At 73.7% G+C, this 16,363-nt stretch carries 15 protein-coding genes; 7 read left to right on the top strand and 8 right to left on the bottom strand.

The annotated features are described in order from the left end of the window. Window positions 1-71: 71 nt before the first annotated feature. Genes DPA01S_RS01625 through DPA01S_RS01615 form a run of 3 tightly spaced genes read right to left on the bottom strand, consistent with a single transcriptional unit; the run spans window position 72 to window position 3,243 of the window. On the bottom strand, window positions 72-1,007 hold the full coding sequence (locus DPA01S_RS01625) for a 1,4-dihydroxy-2-naphthoate polyprenyltransferase (protein ID WP_083961781.1): 936 nt from the start codon (window positions 1,005-1,007) through the stop codon (window positions 72-74). Beyond that, on the bottom strand, window positions 1,004-2,221 hold the full coding sequence (gene menE, locus DPA01S_RS01620) for an o-succinylbenzoate--CoA ligase (protein WP_061913655.1): 1,218 nt from the start codon (window positions 2,219-2,221) through the stop codon (window positions 1,004-1,006). The genes DPA01S_RS01625 and menE overlap by 4 nt, the downstream gene beginning before the upstream one ends. 20 nt (window positions 2,222-2,241) lie before the next feature. Further along, complete coding sequence (locus DPA01S_RS01615) at window positions 2,242-3,243, bottom strand: 1,4-dihydroxy-2-naphthoyl-CoA synthase (protein WP_061228451.1); 1,002 nt, start codon at window positions 3,241-3,243, stop codon at window positions 2,242-2,244. 23 nt (window positions 3,244-3,266) lie between these two features. On the opposite strand from DPA01S_RS01615, the gene DPA01S_RS01610 reads away from it, so the two are divergent. After that, window positions 3,267-4,385, top strand: a complete 1,119-nt coding sequence (locus DPA01S_RS01610) for an o-succinylbenzoate synthase (protein ID WP_061228450.1) — start codon at window positions 3,267-3,269, stop codon at window positions 4,383-4,385. A gap of 322 nt (window positions 4,386-4,707) precedes the next feature. On the opposite strand, the gene DPA01S_RS01605 is transcribed toward DPA01S_RS01610, so the two are convergent. Further along, window positions 4,708-5,664: a type IV toxin-antitoxin system AbiEi family antitoxin domain-containing protein gene (locus DPA01S_RS01605; RefSeq protein WP_061913653.1), complete on the bottom strand. Its 957-nt coding sequence runs from the start codon at window positions 5,662-5,664 to the stop codon at window positions 4,708-4,710. 241 nt (window positions 5,665-5,905) lie between these two features. Next, window positions 5,906-6,496: a flavin reductase family protein gene (locus DPA01S_RS01600; protein ID WP_061913651.1), complete on the bottom strand. Its 591-nt coding sequence runs from the start codon at window positions 6,494-6,496 to the stop codon at window positions 5,906-5,908. A 124-nt stretch (window positions 6,497-6,620) separates the two neighbouring features. On the opposite strand from DPA01S_RS01600, the gene DPA01S_RS01595 reads away from it, so the two are divergent. After that, window positions 6,621-8,186, top strand: coding sequence for a WS/DGAT domain-containing protein (locus DPA01S_RS01595; RefSeq protein WP_232302954.1), 1,566 nt, complete (start codon window positions 6,621-6,623; stop codon window positions 8,184-8,186). 42 nt (window positions 8,187-8,228) lie between these two features. Here DPA01S_RS01595 and DPA01S_RS01590 read toward each other — a convergent pair whose 3' ends face one another. Together DPA01S_RS01590 and DPA01S_RS01585 are read right to left on the bottom strand one after the other, a co-directional pair. Continuing rightward, window positions 8,229-8,846 carry a DinB family protein gene (locus DPA01S_RS01590; RefSeq protein WP_061228446.1) on the bottom strand — a complete coding sequence of 206 codons (618 nt, stop codon included), beginning with the start codon at window positions 8,844-8,846 and terminating at the stop codon, window positions 8,229-8,231. Window positions 8,847-8,889: 43 nt separating this feature from the next. After that, on the bottom strand, window positions 8,890-9,465 hold the full coding sequence (locus tag DPA01S_RS01585) for a DinB family protein (RefSeq protein ID WP_061913649.1): 576 nt from the start codon (window positions 9,463-9,465) through the stop codon (window positions 8,890-8,892). A gap of 120 nt (window positions 9,466-9,585) precedes the next feature. Between DPA01S_RS01585 and DPA01S_RS01580 the strand changes: the two genes are divergently transcribed. Genes DPA01S_RS01580 through DPA01S_RS01560 form a run of 5 tightly spaced genes read left to right on the top strand, consistent with a single transcriptional unit; the run spans window position 9,586 to window position 14,909 of the window. After that, entirely contained in the window at window positions 9,586-10,584 is a 999-nt protein-coding gene (locus DPA01S_RS01580) for a helix-turn-helix transcriptional regulator (RefSeq protein WP_061913647.1), read from the top strand. Between the two features lie 10 nt (window positions 10,585-10,594). Further along, window positions 10,595-12,418 (top strand): 2-succinyl-5-enolpyruvyl-6-hydroxy-3-cyclohexene-1-carboxylic-acid synthase, encoded by a 1,824-nt coding sequence (gene menD / locus DPA01S_RS01575; RefSeq protein ID WP_083961780.1) that lies wholly within the window; start codon window positions 10,595-10,597, stop codon window positions 12,416-12,418. Then, a complete protein-coding gene (locus tag DPA01S_RS01570; RefSeq protein WP_061913645.1) occupies window positions 12,415-12,897 on the top strand; it encodes a DUF3592 domain-containing protein in 483 nt (160 codons plus the stop codon). The genes menD and DPA01S_RS01570 overlap by 4 nt, the downstream gene beginning before the upstream one ends. Window positions 12,898-12,934: 37 nt before the next feature. Continuing rightward, a complete protein-coding gene (locus tag DPA01S_RS01565; RefSeq protein WP_061913671.1) occupies window positions 12,935-14,209 on the top strand; it encodes a glycosyltransferase family 4 protein in 1,275 nt (424 codons plus the stop codon). A gap of 10 nt (window positions 14,210-14,219) precedes the next feature. Then, window positions 14,220-14,909 carry a demethylmenaquinone methyltransferase gene (locus DPA01S_RS01560; RefSeq protein WP_061913643.1) on the top strand — a complete coding sequence of 230 codons (690 nt, stop codon included), beginning with the start codon at window positions 14,220-14,222 and terminating at the stop codon, window positions 14,907-14,909. A gap of 73 nt (window positions 14,910-14,982) precedes the next feature. Here DPA01S_RS01560 and DPA01S_RS01555 read toward each other — a convergent pair whose 3' ends face one another. Beyond that, window positions 14,983-16,290 (bottom strand): geranylgeranyl reductase family protein, encoded by a 1,308-nt coding sequence (locus DPA01S_RS01555; RefSeq protein WP_217354158.1) that lies wholly within the window; start codon window positions 16,288-16,290, stop codon window positions 14,983-14,985. Between the last annotated feature and the right edge of the window lie 73 nt (window positions 16,291-16,363).

Genomic DNA, 16,363 nt, shown 5'->3' with positions numbered 1-16,363 from the left:
GCCGGCCCCTCGAGCAGGGGCCGGCCGCCGTTGTTCGTCTGTGTCTCTCGCCGTCGTTCGTACGGGAGCGTCTACAGCGACGCGATCACGAAGCCCGCGCTGACCAACACGCTCCACGCGAGCATCGCCATCCCGGCCGTCGCGAGAGCGGGGATGAGGTCGGCGCCCGTGGCCCGCGCCCGCACCGGGCCGTTGGCCTTCCACGCCACCGGCATCGCCAGCAAACCGAGCAGCGCCCACCAGGTGGCCGGGATCAGCGCGAGGGTCGCCACCAGCGGGATCAGCAGCTCGAGCACGGCGTGCAGGCCGCGGGTCCCCGAGTCACCCAGGCGCACGGCGAGCGTGATCTTGCCGGCCTCGGTGTCCGAGGGGATGTCCCGCAGGTTGTTGGTGAGGTTCACCGCGCACGAGAAGCTGCCCACCGCCACGGCCGCCACCACCGCGTACCAGGTCACCGACCCGAGCTGGGTGTACTGCGTACCGATGACCGCGACCAGGCCGAAGAACACGAACACCGCGACCTCGCCGAGCCCGCGGTACCCGTACGGCGACTTCCCGCCCGTGTAGAACCACGCGGCCAGGACGCACGCCACGCCCACGAGGATGAGCCACGGCTGCGAGGTCGCGCTGAGCACGAGCCCGGCCAGACCGCCCAGGCCGAGGAAACCGAACGCGGCCCGCTTCACCGTGGCGGGCCGGGCCAGCCCGGAGCCCACCAGACGCAGAGGGCCGACGCGGTCGTCATCGGTGCCGCGGATCCCGTCGGAGTAGTCATTGGCGTAGTTGACGCCGATGATGAACGACCACGCCACCACCAGCGCGAGCAGTGCCTGCCACCACACGAACCCGCCCGCGAGCGCCGCGGCCGCCGAACCGACGAGCACAGGGGCGAACGCGTTGGGCCAGGTCCGGGGGCGCGCGCCCTCCAGCCAGTGGGAGAGCGTGGCACCGCCGGGCCCGGCGGCGGCGTCGGCGGCGGAGGGTGCGGGGTCGGTCTCGCGGCTCATTCCCCGATTGTCCCATCGACGAACCCGGCCGCGACGCCGCGCCGGTCGACCTTGCCGCCCGGCAGCACGGGCAGCGCGTCGACCACGGCCACCCGCGCGGGGGCCGCGTGCTCGCCGAGGACCCCCGTGACGTGGCGGCGCAGTTCGTCGGCCGTGGTGGTGGCGCGCAGGGTCACCGCCGCGACGGGCCGCGTCCCGAGGCGGGGGTCCGGGATCCCGACGACGACGACGTCGACGACCGCGGGATGCCGCCGCATCGCGTCCTCCACGGTCTGCGGGAGGAGCGTCAGCCCGCCCACGCTCAACGCCTCGTCCAGCCTGCCCAGGACCCGGAGCCTGCCATCCGGGCCGACCTGCCCCGCATCGTCGGTGCGGAACCACCCCGCCCGGGCGAACGCCGGATGATCAGGGGCGTTCCGGTACCCCTCGGCGAGCTGCGGGCCCGCCAGCCAGACGCGGCCCTCGTCGTCGTCGACCTCGACCCGTACCCCAGGCAGGGGTACGCCGTCGTATACACACCCGCCCGCCGTCTCGCTCATCCCGTACGTCCGGATAACGCGGACGCCGGCGTCGGCCGCGCGCGCGAGGAGTTCCGGCGCCGCCGCCGCGCCCCCCAGCAGGACGGCGTCGAGCGCGGCGAGGGCGTCGACCGCCGCGGGGGAGCCCTCGTCGAGGACCTTGGCCAGCTGGCCCGGCACGAGTGAGGTGTACGCCCGGTCGGCAGCGCGCCCGGCCCCCGCTCCCGTCCCCGCCCGACACGCGTCCACAGCGGCGGGCAGCGCCTCGGGGTCGAACCCGTGCGTCACGTCCACGACCACCGGTTCGTACCCGGCGCGCAGGGACCGCAGGATCACCTGCAGCCCGGCGATGTGGTGGGCGGGCAGCGCGAGCAGCCACCGGCCGGGCCCGCCGAGGACGGTGTCGGTCGCCGCGGCCGAGGCGGCCAGCGCCTCCGCCGAGAGCATCGCGCCCTTGGGCGTGCCCGTGGAGCCGGAGGTGCTCACAACCAGGGCGACGCGGTCGTCGACCGGTTCACCGGGGCGCTGACTGTCGACGAGGATCCGGGTGCGCGCGGGGTCGTCGGCGGGCACCGGCAGCAGGGCGGGCCCGCGGTCGGTGAGCATCTCCTCCAGAGCGGGGAAGATCCCGGCGACCGCCGGGCCGCCGGTTACGGGCAGGGTGCGCAGCTCGCGGGTGACTGGGGAGTCGGCCATGACCGGACGGTCCGCGCGCGTCAGTAGTAGTAGGGGTAGTCGTCCCAGTCGGGCGCGCGCTTCTCCAGGAACGCGTCGCGGCCCTCCACGGCCTCGTCGGTCATGTACGCGAGGCGCGTGGCCTCGCCGGCGAACACCTGCTGGCCCATGAGGCCGTCGTCGGTGAGGTTGAACGCGAACTTCAGCATCCGCTGCGCGGTCGGCGACTTGCCGTTGATCTGCCGCGCCCACTCGATGGCGGTGTTCTCCAGGTCGGCGTGATCCACCACCCGGTTCACGGCGCCCATCTGGAACATCTCCTCGGCGGTGTACGGCTGGCCGAGGAAGAAGATCTCGCGCGCGAACTTCTGGCCCACCTGCTTGGCGAGGTACGCGCTGCCGTAGCCGGCGTCGAACGAGCCCACGTCGGCGTCGGTCTGCTTGAACCGCGCGTGCTCGCGGGAGGCCAGCGTCAGGTCGCTCACCACGTGCAGGGAGTGCCCGCCTCCGGCAGCCCAGCCGTTGACCAGGCAGATCACGACCTTGGGCATGGTGCGGATGAGGCGCTGCACCTCGAGGATGTGCAGGCGCCCGCCCTCGGCCTTCACGCGCGCCTCGTCCACCTTGTCGGCGGTGGCGCCGGCGACGTCCGAGTCGTGCTCGGTCGAGTACTGGTAGCCGGAGCGGCCGCGGATGCGCTGGTCGCCACCGGAGCAGAACGCCCACCCGCCGTCCTTGGGGCTGGGCCCGTTGCCGGTGAACAGCACGGTGCCCACGTCGGGGGAGCGTCGGGCGTGGTCGAACACCCGGTACAACTCGTCCACCGTGTGCGGGCGGAAGGCGTTGCGCACCTCGGGCCGGTCGAACGCGATGCGTACGATCCCGTTGACCCGCCCCTCGCCGACGTGCCGGTGATAGGTCAGGTCGGTGAGATCCACGCCGCTCGCGAAGCCCTCGACCTCCCGCCACTGCGACGGATCGAAGGGGCTGGCGGTCTCGTCCTGCGCGGCACTGTCGGAACGGGTGCTGCTCTGCTCAGTCATGGCTTCGACGTTAGCGTGGACCCATGACATCCGTTCCGGGCCCCGAGTCGATCGACGATCTGCTCGCCCGTGTCCACGTGGTGGCCCTGCCGATGCGGGTGCGGTTCCGCGGCATCACTGAGCGCGAGCTCGTCCTGATCGACGGGCCCGCCGGGTGGGGCGAGTTCGGGCCGTTCGGTGAGTACCACGATCCCGAAGCGGCCCACTGGCTCGCCTCGGCCGTCGAGATGGCGTGGCAGGGCCCGCCGCCGCCCGTGCGCTCGCGCGTTCCGGTCAACGCGACGGTCCCGGCGGTGCCGGCCGGTGAGGTCGCCGCGATCCTCGACCGCTTCCCGGGGTGTATGACGGTCAAGGTCAAGGTGGCGGAGAAGGGGCAGCATCTCGTCGACGACGTCGCCCGCGTCGCCGCCGTCCTGCAGGCCCGACCCGGGGCGCGGGTGCGGGTGGACGCCAACGGGGCGTGGTCGGTCGCGGAGGCCGCCCACGCCGTGCGGGTCCTCGACCAGGCGGTGCGTGCCGCCGACGTCTCGCGCGCCCCGGGCACCGGGCCGGTGTCATTGGACGGGCCGGGCCTGGAGTACGTCGAGCAACCGTGCGCGACCGTCGACGAGCTGGTGGAGCTGCGGGAGCGCCTCGCCGCCGACGGCGTGCACGTGGACGTGGCCGCCGACGAGTCCATCCGCCGGGCCGAGGATCCCCTGCGGGTCGTGCGCGCGGGTGGCGCCGACCGGGCGGTGGTGAAGGTCGCGCCGCTGGGCGGGCCCCGGCGCCTGCTGGCCGTGGCCGCCGAGCTCGGGGTGCCGGTGACGGTGTCCAGCGCGCTCGACTCGGCGGTGGGGGTCGCCGCGGGCGTCGCGGCCGCCGCCGCGCTTCCGGGTGTCGGCGCGCGTGGCGGGTCTGGCGCTGCGGGCGCGCGTGGCGGGTCCAGGGGCGACGACGACGACATCCCCGCCGCAGGTCTGGGCACCGGCGGGTTCTTCGTCGAGGACGTCGTCGACCCGGGGGTCTTCGCCCTGGAGGACGGGCATCTCCCGGTGCGGCAGGTGGCCCCGGACCCGGCGCGGCTGGAGGAACTGCGCATCGGCGGCGAGCGGCGCGACTGGTGGCTGGATCGCATCCGCCGCTGCCACGCTATTCTCTGAACCTCCCCGTCTTCGACACACCCGCCGCACGGATCACCAGAATCGCGGCCCCGGGCCCGGTCCGCACACAGTCGGCCGCCGGCTCTCCAGAATCGCGGCCCCGGGCCCGGTCCGCACACAGCCGCTCCTCGCCATGGCGTCTCGCGTGCACCGCGGGGTGTGCGAGACGCCATGCCCAGGAGCGGCTGCAGAATTCGCGTGCATCCGCGGGAGCGAGGCGCCATCGCCGGGAGCGGCTGTGGGAGTTGCTAACTCGGCTGTGGTGCGCGGCTTGGGGCGAGACGCCATGTCGGGGAGCGAGGCGCCATCCCCGGGAGCGGGATCACGCGACGCGACCCGGGCCCCGGCCGAGGGACTCCTGAATCCTCATCGCCTCGCGGATGACCGGCACGATCCGGCCGCACTGATAGTCCTCCCACTGCCACCGCCGGACGATGTTGCCCAGGGATTCGATGGCGTTCTGCCGTCTCTTCTCGTCGCGGAGCTTCTTGCGGACGTCGACCTCGTCGTCGTCGATCCCGTACTTCCCCGTCCCATCGGCCTCCCCGACGAGCCCCCACTCCTCCCAGTACATATCGACGAACGCCGACGTCCCGTCCGAGAGGATGAACTCCCGTTGGAGCTCGGGCATCGGCAGACCGGCGCGACTGATCATCACCCTGCTGGCCGACTCGAGGACCGACTGGGCGCCCGCGTCCGCGAACGCCACCACGGCCCGGGCCCTGGCGATCCCCACCCGGCCGGCTGCGGCCTCGAGTTCGACAGCCAGATCGGCCGGGCTGCACAATTCGCGACGCAACGCCTCGTCCGCCGCGCACACCGCGCCGGTGAAGGGACTCGTCCGGGCGACATCGACGATCGTCCGCGCCGGACTGGTGACGGGGATCCCGTCTACCTCGGTCACCGCGCCCGCGAGATCGAGGTTGTGGCAGATCGAGGTCTTCCCGCGTCGGCTCCCACTGCCGGGTCGATGACGGGTGGTGGTGACCCGCCGGGTGTCCATCTCGTGGACGGGCAGACCGTGGAGGACGAGCGCCGACGTATGCGACAGGGCGGTCCCGATGCCGACGCTCTTCGCCGCGGCCCTCGATCTCATCTCGAGCATCGCCTCGGCCCTATCGGGACCGGTGGGGAGTTCCGACGCGAGCGCGTAGATGCCGTGACGGACTCGGTAGAGCTGGCCGGTGCGTTCCGCGTGCTCGCGCGCCCGGCGACTATAGCCACGGGCGAGGAGATCGGCCGCGGTGATGACGACTGGACGGGACTGATCTGTGCTCATGGCCAGGCAGTATTGCCGTGATGGGCCGGCCGTTCCTGCGGCGGAGGCGGGTTCTGCGCCCGGCTTGTGGAGAGGGCCGGGGCTGTGAGTTTCCGGGCGGCTGCTCGGCCGCGGCTGCTGAGGGGGCCGCACAGCGACCGGAGCGAGACGCCGGATTCGGGAGCGAGACGCCAGGTGGGGGAGCGGCTGTGCGTGCGCCGCCGGTACCTGCGAGGCCCGCGACAGCTCCGCAGCTCCGGACCTACTTCCGCGGCCGCGGCAGCTCTCGCGTGCGCGGGGCGTAGCCCCACTGGTGGCGGCCGAGCCGGGAGGGCGGCAGGAGGATGTCGAAGTCGGGCAGCCCGTCGTCGGCCATGATCTCCTCGTCGACGGTCACGCTCACCACGCGACCGAGCAGCATCGCGCTGGTGCCCAGGTCGACAACGTCGTGACGCACGCACTCGAACGCGATCGGGGCCTCCGCGACCCGCGGCGGGGAGACGATGTCCGACGGATCGGGGGTCAGCCCCTGCATCTCGAACTCGTCGACCTCCGGCCCGACGGGTGCCGACGTGGCGTTCATCGTCTCCATGAGCGACTCGGTGCCGATGTTCACCACGAACTCGCCGGACTCCATCACGTTGCGGTACGTGTCCTTGCGGCCGATAGATGTCACGGACAGGATGGCCGGATCCGCGCACGCGACGGTGAAGAACGAGTACGGCGCCAGGTTGAGCACCCCGTCAGCCGAGACGGTCGACACCCACGCGATCGGCCGTGGGGCGATCGAGGCGGTGAGCAGTGCGTAGAAGCCCTTGGCGGGTGGGTCGTCCGGCGTGTGCACGATGCGCATCCGCCCATTGTGCCGCCGGGTGCGGCCATTGCGCGGCGGTGGATGTCATCGCTGTTCTAGCGTGAGTCGCGAGGCTCCCCGGGCTCGAGGGGGCGGGCACCCGGCGAGCGGGAGGAACGGAGCCATGGCGGCGACGGACGGTGCAGCGGGCAGTGCGACGGGCAGCGCGGCGGGCAGTGCGACAGGGGGAATGACGGACGGGGTGCGGATCCCACTGCGGGACCAGCTCTGGCTGCTGATGGACCGACCGGACAACCTCATGTACATCAACTCGCTGATGTGGTTCTCCCGCGTGCCGGACTGGGACGCCGTCACCGAGGCGATCCGCACCCGCATGGTCGAGACGTACCCGGTGTTCCGTCGGGTGGCCAGGCGCCGGGGCCGTCGGTGGTACTGGGTCGACGACCCCGACTTCGATCTGTCGAACCATCTGGTCCGCCGGCGCCTGCCCGAACCCGGCGGACGTGCGGAGGCCGAGGCGCACGTCGCCGAGCAGATGGGCGTCCCGCTCCCGGGCGGCAGTCCTCTGTGGCGGGTCGAGTTCATCGAGGGGTACCACCGGGACGGCGCGGAGGAGGAGGGCGCGCTCGTCCTGTTCCGCGTCCAGCACGGCGTGGTCGACGGGGTCCGGCTCACGCAGTTGGTCCTGGACCTGTGCGATCACGAGGACGACTCCCCGCCGCCCTCGGTCGGCCGCGACCTGTCGCGCCGGACTAAGGGTGTGCTCGGCGCGATGAGCGCGGTCGGAGGGGTCGGCGCCGACGTGGCCAGGGACTCGTTCGGCATCGCCCGCGGGTTGACCGATGCAGCGCTGAGGCTCCCGGAGACACTCGGCCGGCTGACCCGCGACGTGTTGGCTCCGGGCCGCCAGCTCTCGCGCGTGCCCACGCGCGCCGTGGAATCCCTGACCGACGCCATCGGTCCGACCAATCGCATGGCCAACACCTACCGGTCGGTGTTCCGGCTGCTGTTCGAGCCGCGCTCCGCCGACCTGCCGTGGAGCGGCAGGGTCCACCGCGAGAAGAAGGTGGCGTGGGTTTCCGGTCTGGACCTCGCGGCGATCAAGGAGGTGGCGAAGTCGCACGACAGCACCGTCACCCCGGTGATGATCGCCGCCGTGTCCAAGGCGTTGACCGGGTATCTCGACGCCCGTGGAGACCGCCGTGTCTCGGATATCAACCTCATGGTCCCGGTGTCGGTGGGCTCGGGCGACGACGAGGCGGGAGAGCTGGGCAATCACATCAAGCTGGTGCTCATGCGGTTGCCGCTGGGGATCGACGACCCGGAGGAGCTGCTCGGCGCGATCACCACCTCGATGACGCGCGTGCGGTACTCGCTCGAGCCGCACGTGACGTTCGCGACGATCCTCACCGTGGCCGCGGCGCCCGGGCCGGTGGCACGGCCGGTGATCGACCTGTTCGCCAACAAGACCGTCGGTCAGCTCACCTCTGTGCCGGGCCCGGTCGGCCCGGTCTCGTTGGGCGGGTCGACGGTCGACGGCATGCTCGGGTGGGTGCCGATGAGCGGCGACCAGGCTCTGGGGATCTGCATCTTCAGCTATGACGGCACGGTGACGGTCGGGATCGCCACCGACGCCGAGCTCATCCCCGAACCGGGCGAGGTCGCGAGCCGGATCGAGGAGCAGTTCGCGGAGCTCGCGGGCGGCGCCGGGGAGACTCCGCCGGCGTAGACGGCCGGCGCAGAGCCCATGGCGGCAACCGCGCCGCCCTCGTCACCACTCCGGCGCGGGCACCTCGGGATGGGCGGCGAACCACTGGCCGATGTAGGACATGTCGATCTCCTGGCTCTCGGCGATGAGCTCGTACATCGTCCGGCCATCGATCGCCTCCCGCAGGATGTCGGCGTGCCCGGAGTGGCGCGCGATCTCGTTGAGCGCGTGCAGGGCGGCCCAGCGCCCGTTGAAGGCGGGCAGCCCCGGCGGATACCAGGGCATCTCCTCGGGCACGGGGACGGGCGCGTCAAGGTCGGCCGCGCGCAGGTGGGCGAGACCGGCCGCGCACCGTCGGTCGTACTCGGCGAGGATCTCCTCGGCGGTGGCGTCGGGGTCGACCCGGTTCACCTCCTGGGCCCAGGCGAACTGCTCGGGCAGGGACCGTCCGGTCTCTGGTGCGTTCGGTGCGGCGGCGGCGCGGCCGAGCCAGCCCTCCGCGACCTCGCCGATGTGCAGGATCAGCCATCCGAGCGTCAGTTCGCTGGAGGGCAGCGGTCGTGCGCGCAACTGGTCGGCGTCCAGGCCGTGGACGATCGACCGGGCGTTGACCAACGCGACGTCGATCCACTCGAGCAGGTTCTCGCGCTCGGTGGGGCAGGTGGCGGGGAACAGTGGCATGGCGACTCCTCGGTGTGTGCGGTGGGCGGTGCGTTCGAACGGATCAGTGGGTGTGCGCGTACACGTCGCGCAGGAGGCACATCTCGGCGCCGTGGTGGATGACCTCGCGGTTGATGTGCAGGACCAGGGCGGCCATGGGGTACTCGGCCCACGGGCCTTCCGCCTCGCCGACCGGCCGGGCGAGCGCCTCGGCGTCGAGTCCCCGCACGCCGTTCATCCAGGCGGCGTAGGTGAGGTCGAGCTGGGCCAGGCCGCCGGCGGCGTCGCCGGCGTAGGTGTGGGTCATGTAGTCGTGCGGGGGACCGCCGAAGTGGGAGTGCCACCGGGTGCCCAACACGCCGACGACGAGGTGGCCGATCCGCCACGCGATGGTCGTCAGCGGCGCGGGCGCGGGTTCGGGGAACTCGAAGTCGATGGTGTGATCACCGGCTCCGCCCTGCATCGGCGCCCGGCTAGAGCCCCGCGGACGCACGTCCCAGGTCCGCTCGTCGGGCGCGGGTGAGAAGTGGTATTCGTCGTCGGTCATCCCCTCGAGGCGCGGGCGGAGCTGACCGGTCCAGTGTCGGTCCATCTGGTCGACGAGCTGGTCGGTCCAGTCGAGGGTGCGGGTGGCGGTCATGACTTGCTCCTTGCGAGGTCGGTTGCGGACAGCGTCGCACTCCGTCCGGACAGTTCCGGTCCGCTGGCCGTGGAACACTTCCGTCATGACGGATGACCCGGCGACGAACGGGGGCTCGCGATGAGCGAGGACCGGATGCCCACCACCCAGCGCGTGTTGTGTCTGCTGGACCTGCTGCAGCGTCGGTCGGTGTGGACGGGCGAGGAGTTGGCGGCGGAGCTGGGCGTGACGACCCGCTCGGTCCGCAGGGACGTGGACCGCCTGCGGGACCTGGGCTATCCGGTGGAGTCCGAGCGCGGTGCGGGCGGCGGCTACCGGCTGGGATCGGGTCGTCGCCTGCCGCCGCTGCTGCTCGACGACAGGGAGGCGGTGGCCGTCGCGATCGCACTGCGTCTGGCGGCCGGCGGCGCGGTGGCGGGGGTCGGGGAGCACGCCCTGCGCGCGCTGACCAAGCTGGACCAGGTGATGCCCGGCCGCCTGCGGGAGCGGGTCGCCGACGTCACCGAGTCGATGGTCGCGGTCGCCGGCGCGGACACCCCGGTGGAGCCGGGTCTGCTGCTCGACCTTGGACATGCGGTGCGGGGCACGGAGCAGGTGCGGCTCGACTACCGCGACCGCGCGGGGCGGGAGACCGAGCGGCGGGTGGAGCCGTACCGGATCGTCGTGCTGGGCCGGCGCTGGTACCTGCTGTGCTTTGATCTCGAGCGCGCGGACTGGCGCACGTTCCGGCTGGACCGGATCCGCGCGGTGCACCGCAGCCGGTGGCGCTTCACGGCCCGCGCCGACGTGCCGGACCCGGCGGCGCACGTCCAGCACGCGGTCACCGCGGCGCCCTACCCGCACGTGGCGCGGGTGACGGTGTTCGCGCCCTCGGAGGAGGTGGTCGAGCTGTTCCCGCCCATGTACGCCACGGTCACCGAGCTGCGCCCCGCGGAGCACCCGGACGGCCCGGCGTGTCGGCTGGAGGCCGGGGCGGCCGACCTCGACGTGCTGGCGTGGTACCTCGCCAGGCTGCCGGGTGAGTTCGTCGTGGAGTCGCCGGAGGCGTTGCGCGAGACGCTGGCGGCGATGGGTGGGCGGCTCACGGATGCGGCGGGGCGGTCGACCTCGCCCGACTAGGCTGGGGGCGATGACTGCCACGCCGAGCAACCCCAGTACCGCGCAGGCCCGTGTCCTGGTGGACGAGATGGTCCGCCACGGGATCACCGACGCGGTCCTGTGCCCGGGTTCGCGCAGTGCCCCGCTCGCCCTCGCGCTGGCCGCGGCGGAGCGGGCCGGTCGGATCGCGTTGCACGTGCGGATCGACGAGCGCGGTGCCGGGTTCACGGCGCTCGGACTCGCGCTGGGCTCGAAGCGGCCGGTCCCCGTCGTCGTCACCTCGGGCACCGCGGTCGCCAACCTCCATCCGGCGATGGTCGAGGCGGCCCATTCCGGCGTGCCGGTGCTGGCGCTCACGGCCAACCGTCCGCCGGAACTGCGGGGGACCGGCGCCAACCAGACCATCGACCAGGTGGGCCTGTTCGGTCCGCACGCGCGCGCGGTGATCGAGCTCGGCGCGGCCGGTGATCCCGTCACCGAGCACCGCCACTGGCGCTCCGCGATCGGCCGCGCGATCCTCACCGCCACCGCGGCCGCGGACCCGGGCCCGGTGCAGGTGGACATCGCGTTCCGCGAGCCGCTGGTGCCGGGCGAGGGCGACGAGGAGTTCGTCCTCGGTGGCGGCCCAGGGGGGTACGACGACGAGGTGGACCCCGACGACGGCTCCCGCGGTCTGCCGGAGGGGCGCCCGGGCGGTCGTCCGTGGGTGCAGCGGGCGGGCGCGGGGGTCGATTCCGCTCCCGCCGCCTCGGCGGTGGCGGTGGACCTCACGCGGCCCACGTTGGTCGTCTCGGGGGTGGGGGCGGCTCCGGTCTCCGGGCTGGTGGGCGTCCCGACGGTCGCCGAGCCCGGGGCGCCGGTCCCGCTGCATCCGGTGCACCCGCTGGCGATATCGTCGCTGCGGCCCGAGCAGGTGGTGGTCACCGGCCGGCCGACGCTGCACCGCTCCGTGACGCGGTTGCTGGCCGACCCGGAGGTCGACCTGGTGATCCTCGACGCCGGCCCGCGCTCGCCCAATCCCACGGGCAGCGCCGCCGAGCTCGCCGACTCCGTGCTCACCGGCTGGGGGGTCGAGAAATCGTGGACCGAGACCACCGCCCGTGCCGACGCCCACGCCCGCGCGGCCGTCGACCGGCTGCTCGACGAGCACCTGGACGCGGGCGCCCCGACGGGCCTGCACGTCGCCCGCGCCGTGGCGCGTGGCGTGCGGGCCGGGGACAACATCGTGGTGGGCGCCTCCAACGCCGTGCGGGACCTGTCCTTCGTGGGGCCGATCGACCCCGACGTGTCCGTGTACGCCAACCGCGGCGCCTCGGGGATCGACGGGACGGTGTCCACGGCGATCGGCGTCGCGCTGTCGGCGCCCGGTCGGACCGTGGCGCTGCTGGGCGACCTCACGTTCCTGCACGACATCTCGGGACTGCTGCTCGGTCCCCGTGAGCGCCACCCGTCGGATCTGCTCATCGTGGTGGCCGACGACGACGGTGGCGGCATCTTCTCCCTGCTCGAGCAGGGCGATCCGCGGCTGGCCGCCGACTTCGAGCGGGTCTTCGGCACCCCGCACGGCGCGAACCTCGGTGCGCTCTGCGCGGGCGCCGGGGTGCCGTTCACCGACACCGATCCCGCCGGGCTCGAGGCGATCCTCGCGCAGCCGTCGGTGCCGGTCGCGCACCACGACATCGTCCCCGAGGGCCTGCGCGTGGTGCGGGTGGGCACCGACCGGCAGGGCCTGCGTGAGCTGCACGCGGCCCTGCGCGCGGAGGCCGTCGAGCCCGGGGCCTCGGTGCCCGGTACCACCGCACCCGGCGGCGCGGGGTCCGGCGCGACCGGGCCCGGGGCCTCGGACCCCGAATGACCGCGGGCACCGTCTCCGCGCGTCGGGCCCGTCGCGCGGTGTACGCCCGGCAGGGCGTGCGGGTGGTGGCGGCGGCCGCGGCGGCGTTCTCCGTGCTCACGGCCGTCCTCATCCTGCTGGCGTGCTTCGTCAACGACCAGCGCATCGACCGGGACATGGGCAGCGCCACGGCCACCGTCACCGAGGTCACCGACCGGCGGGCCGCGGTGGAGTTCGACGCCGGTGGCGGCCGGACGGTGCGCCCGGTGACGGGCGTGTTCTACCCGACGGGCCTGGTGGAGGGGCAGCGCGTGCAGGTGGAGTTCCGCCGGGCCAACCCCGACCTCGTCCGGGTCTCCGGCCGCAGCTGGACCGTGGCCGTGGTGCCCGCCCTGTCGGTCCCGGCGGTGGTCGTGCCGCTGGCCGCGCTCGCCTACGCCGCCGCGTCACCGGGGGTTCACCGGGCGATACCACGAATTCCCCGCCCCGACCCGCGCTGATCACCGGCCCGTGGCCCGGCCGGGCGACAGTGAGGGCGTGCGCGTAGCCATCGTCACCGAATCGTTCCTGCCGAACGTCAACGGCGTCACGAACTCCGTCCTGCGCGTGCTGGAGTACGCGCGCCGACACGGCCACGACTGCCTCGTCGTGGCGCCCTCCGGGCAGGTCGGGCTCTGGCAGGGCGCGGCCGACGCCGTCCGGGCGCACCCGCTCGTCAGCGCGGTGGCCCCGCTCGTGGGCGGGCACCTGCTCGGTGCCGACCCGGCCGAGGGGCCCGACCACCACCTCGGCTACCCCGTCCACCGGGTCACGGCCGTGCGGGTGCCGGTGGTGTCCTCGCTGCCGGTCGGGGCGCCCAGCCCGAGCGTCTACAACGCCCTCCGCGACTTCGCGCCCGACGTGGTGCACCTGGCGTCCCCGTTCGTGCTCGGCGCCGCCGGTGCCGCTGCGGCCCGCGCCCTGGGCGTGCCCTCGGTGGCGGTGTACCAGACCGACGTGGCCGGCTTCGCCGACGCGTACGGGGTCGGCGTCCTCGCCGACGCCGCCTGGGCCTGGACCCGGGCGATCCACGCGGCCTGCGACCGCACCCTCGCCCCGTCGACCGCGGCGATGGCGGACCTGGCCGCCCACGGCATCCCGCGCCTGTACCGGTGGGGGCGGGGCGTCGACGCCGAGCGGTTCTCGCCCACCCGGCGCAGTGCGGCCCTGCACCGGCTGTGGTCCCCGGACGGGCGGCCCGTCGTCGGATTCGTCGGCAGGCTCGCGCCGGAGAAGCACGTCGAGCGCCTCCAGCCGCTGGCCGACCGCTCCGGCCCGGACGGCGACGTGCAACTCGTCGTCGTCGGCGACGGACCCGACCGCCCCGCACTCCACGCCGCCATGCCCCACGCGATCTTCACCGGCGAGCTCCACGGCGAGGCCCTCGCGCAGGCCTACGCCACGCTCGACGTGTTCTGCCACGCCGGCGAGTTCGAGACGTTCTGCCAGTCCGTCCAGGAGGCCCACGCCTCGGGCGTGCCCGTCATCGGCCCGGACGCCGGCGGCCCGCGCGATCTCGTGCAGGTCGGCGTCAACGGCGTCCTGCTCGACCCGCGCCGGTACGCCGCCGACGTCTCCGCGGCCCTCGACGCCGTGCTCGCCGACCGCGATCGGATGGCCGCCGCCGCCCGCGCCACCGTCGCGGGGCGCACCTGGGACGCCGTCTGCGGGCAGCTGTTCGACCACTACGCCGCCGCCGGTGCCCGCTCGTCCACGGGCCGCGTCGGTTCCTCCGCGGGCCGGGTCGGCGTGGGCGTCCGGCGGGCCGGGTAGCGTCGGGGGCGTGTCCCGCGCCAATCTCGACAAGCAGCCCCGCGACGTCGCGTCGATGTTCGACGGCGTCGCCAAGCGCTACGACCTGACCAACACGATCCTGTCCGGAGGCATGGACCACGTGTGGCGGCGCCGGGCCCGGTCGCTGCTCGCGCCGCGGCCGGGGGAGCGGATCCTCGACCTGGCCGCCGGCACCGCCGTGTCGACCGTCGAGTTGGCCAAGTCCGGCGCGTGGTGCGTGGCCGCGGACTTCTCGCTCGGCATGCTGCGCGCGGGCGCGGGTCGTGACGTGCCCAAGGTCGCGGGCGACGCGATGAAGCTGCCGTTCGCCGACGCCTCCTTCGATGCCGCGACCATCAGCTTCGGCCTGCGCAACGTCCAGGACACCGCCGCCGGTCTGCGGGAGATGGCGCGCGTGGTCAAGCCGGGCGGGCGGCTCGCGGTGGTGGAGTTCTCCACGCCCGTCTTCCCGCCGTTCCGCGCGCTCTACATGAACTACCTCATGCGGGCGCTGCCGAAGATCGCGACGAGCGTGTCCTCCAACCCGGACGCGTACGTCTACCTGGCCGAGTCCATCCGCGACTGGCCGGACCAGCAGGCGCTGCGCGAGATGGTCGAGTCCAGCGGCTGGGAGCGCTGCAGCGTCACCAACCTCACCGGCGGCATCGCCGCGATCCATCTGGCCCGTCGCCCCGCCTGACGCCGCCTGCGCCCTCGGTCCGCCGCAGAGGCCGCCCGCCCGGCTCGCGCACGACCGACGGGTGTCCGCGCGGTCAGTCGGCGAACAGCGGGCGCCGGTCGAGCCTGCGGGCCACCGACCCGGCCGCCCGCCACGCCCGCGCCACCACGTCGCGGTCCGAGTCGGCGACGGTGTTGGACATGCAGCGCACCGCCGCCGTCATCAACGTCTGCGAGCGCATCCCCACCGGACCGGCGATCGGCAGGAATCGCGGATAGGTGAGCAGTCGGGCGGCGTCCCGGGCGATCGCGAACGCCTCGCCGTACGTCCGCCGCAGCACCTCCGGCCACGCGTGCGTGAGCGGCTCCGTGCGGGCACCGCCACCGTCCGAGCCGACACCGTCCGAGCCGACACCGCCCGAGCGCGTCCCGTGGCCGGCGAGGATTAACTCGGCCAGCAGCCGCCCGCCCTCGAGTGCGTAGTCGATGCCCTCGCCGTTGAGCGGGTTCACGCACGCCGCAGCATCACCCACAGCCGCCCAGTTGCGGCCCGCCACCCCCGCCACCGCACCCCCCATCGGCAGCAGCGCCGACGTCACCGCCCGCGGCTCACCCTCCAACGCCCAGTCGTCGCGCACGCTACGGGCGTAGTGCTGCAGCAGCTCCTTGACCGCCACGTTCGCCGGCCGCGTCGAGGTCGCCAGCGCGCCCACCCCGAGGTTGACCTCGCCGTCGCCCAGGGGGAACACCCACCCGTAGCCGGGCTGGATGGCACCCGCCTCGTCGCGCAGCTCGAGGTCGGACCCGATCCACGGATGGTCGTGCCGAGCGGACCCGACATACGACCGCGCCGCCACGGCGTAGACCGTGTCGCGATGCCAGGTGCGACCCAGCAGACGACCCACCGGCGACCTCACGCCATCGGCCACCACCAATGTCCGGCACTCCACGCGATCGTCCCCGGCCAGGACGGCGGTCACCTCGTCGTCGTCGCCCCTCTCCACGCCCGTCACCCGCACGCCCTGGTGCACCACCGCGCCGGCCTCGACAGCCGCCTGCCGCAGCCGGTCGTCGAACACAGTGCGCCGCACCGCCGACCCCGTGCCCCCGTGCTCACCCGCCGGCCACGGCACCCGTCGCTCGTGGCCGAAGCCCCGCAGCTCGAGACCACGGATGGTGATCCGGTCCCGCGCCCACGCGCCCAGGCCCAGTCGATCCACCTCGAGCATCGCCCGCGGCGTCAGGCCGTCCCCGCACGTTTTATCCCGGGGGAACTCCGCGGCGTCGAGCACCGTCACCTCGCGGCCCGCCCGCGCCAACCACGTCGCGGTTGCCGCCCCCGCCGGGCCACAGCCCACCACGAGGACATCGGTCGAAGAGGGAAGACGCCGCCGGGACTCCATACGCACCATGGTGGCAGGTCGGCGGGCGCACCGGTCGCCTGCACCTCGGGCGGGGTGGGGTGCCGCAGCCGCC

The organism is Dietzia papillomatosis NBRC 105045 (assembly GCF_001570845.1).
Classification (GTDB): Bacteria; Actinomycetota; Actinomycetes; order Mycobacteriales; family Mycobacteriaceae; genus Dietzia; species Dietzia cinnamea.
The sequence above is the reverse complement of the archived record's forward strand: the minus strand, read 5'-3'. Positions and strand labels throughout refer to the sequence as shown.

Bases quoted from the DNA above. Each gene is read 5' to 3' on its own strand.
- DPA01S_RS01605 (WP_061913653.1), bottom strand. From the start codon at position 5,664: ATGAGCACAGATCAGTCCCGTCCAGTCGTCATCACCGCGGCCGATCTC.
- DPA01S_RS01590 (WP_061228446.1), bottom strand. From the start codon at position 8,846: ATGCCACTGTTCCCCGCCACCTGCCCCACCGAGCGCGAGAACCTGCTC.
- DPA01S_RS01570 (WP_061913645.1), top strand. From the start codon at position 12,415: ATGACCGCGGGCACCGTCTCCGCGCGTCGGGCCCGTCGCGCGGTGTAC.
- DPA01S_RS01610 (WP_061228450.1), top strand. From the start codon at position 3,267: ATGACATCCGTTCCGGGCCCCGAGTCGATCGACGATCTGCTCGCCCGT.
- DPA01S_RS01625 (WP_083961781.1), bottom strand. From the start codon at position 1,007: ATGAGCCGCGAGACCGACCCCGCACCCTCCGCCGCCGACGCCGCCGCC.
- DPA01S_RS01600 (WP_061913651.1), bottom strand. From the start codon at position 6,496: ATGCGCATCGTGCACACGCCGGACGACCCACCCGCCAAGGGCTTCTAC.
- DPA01S_RS01580 (WP_061913647.1), top strand. From the start codon at position 9,586: ATGAGCGAGGACCGGATGCCCACCACCCAGCGCGTGTTGTGTCTGCTG.
- menD (WP_083961780.1), top strand. From the start codon at position 10,595: ATGACTGCCACGCCGAGCAACCCCAGTACCGCGCAGGCCCGTGTCCTG.
- DPA01S_RS01585 (WP_061913649.1), bottom strand. From the start codon at position 9,465: ATGACCGCCACCCGCACCCTCGACTGGACCGACCAGCTCGTCGACCAG.
- DPA01S_RS01555 (WP_217354158.1), bottom strand. From the start codon at position 16,290: ATGGAGTCCCGGCGGCGTCTTCCCTCTTCGACCGATGTCCTCGTGGTG.
- DPA01S_RS01595 (WP_232302954.1), top strand. From the start codon at position 6,621: ATGGCGGCGACGGACGGTGCAGCGGGCAGTGCGACGGGCAGCGCGGCG.
- menE (WP_061913655.1), bottom strand. From the start codon at position 2,221: ATGGCCGACTCCCCAGTCACCCGCGAGCTGCGCACCCTGCCCGTAACC.
- DPA01S_RS01615 (WP_061228451.1), bottom strand. From the start codon at position 3,243: ATGACTGAGCAGAGCAGCACCCGTTCCGACAGTGCCGCGCAGGACGAG.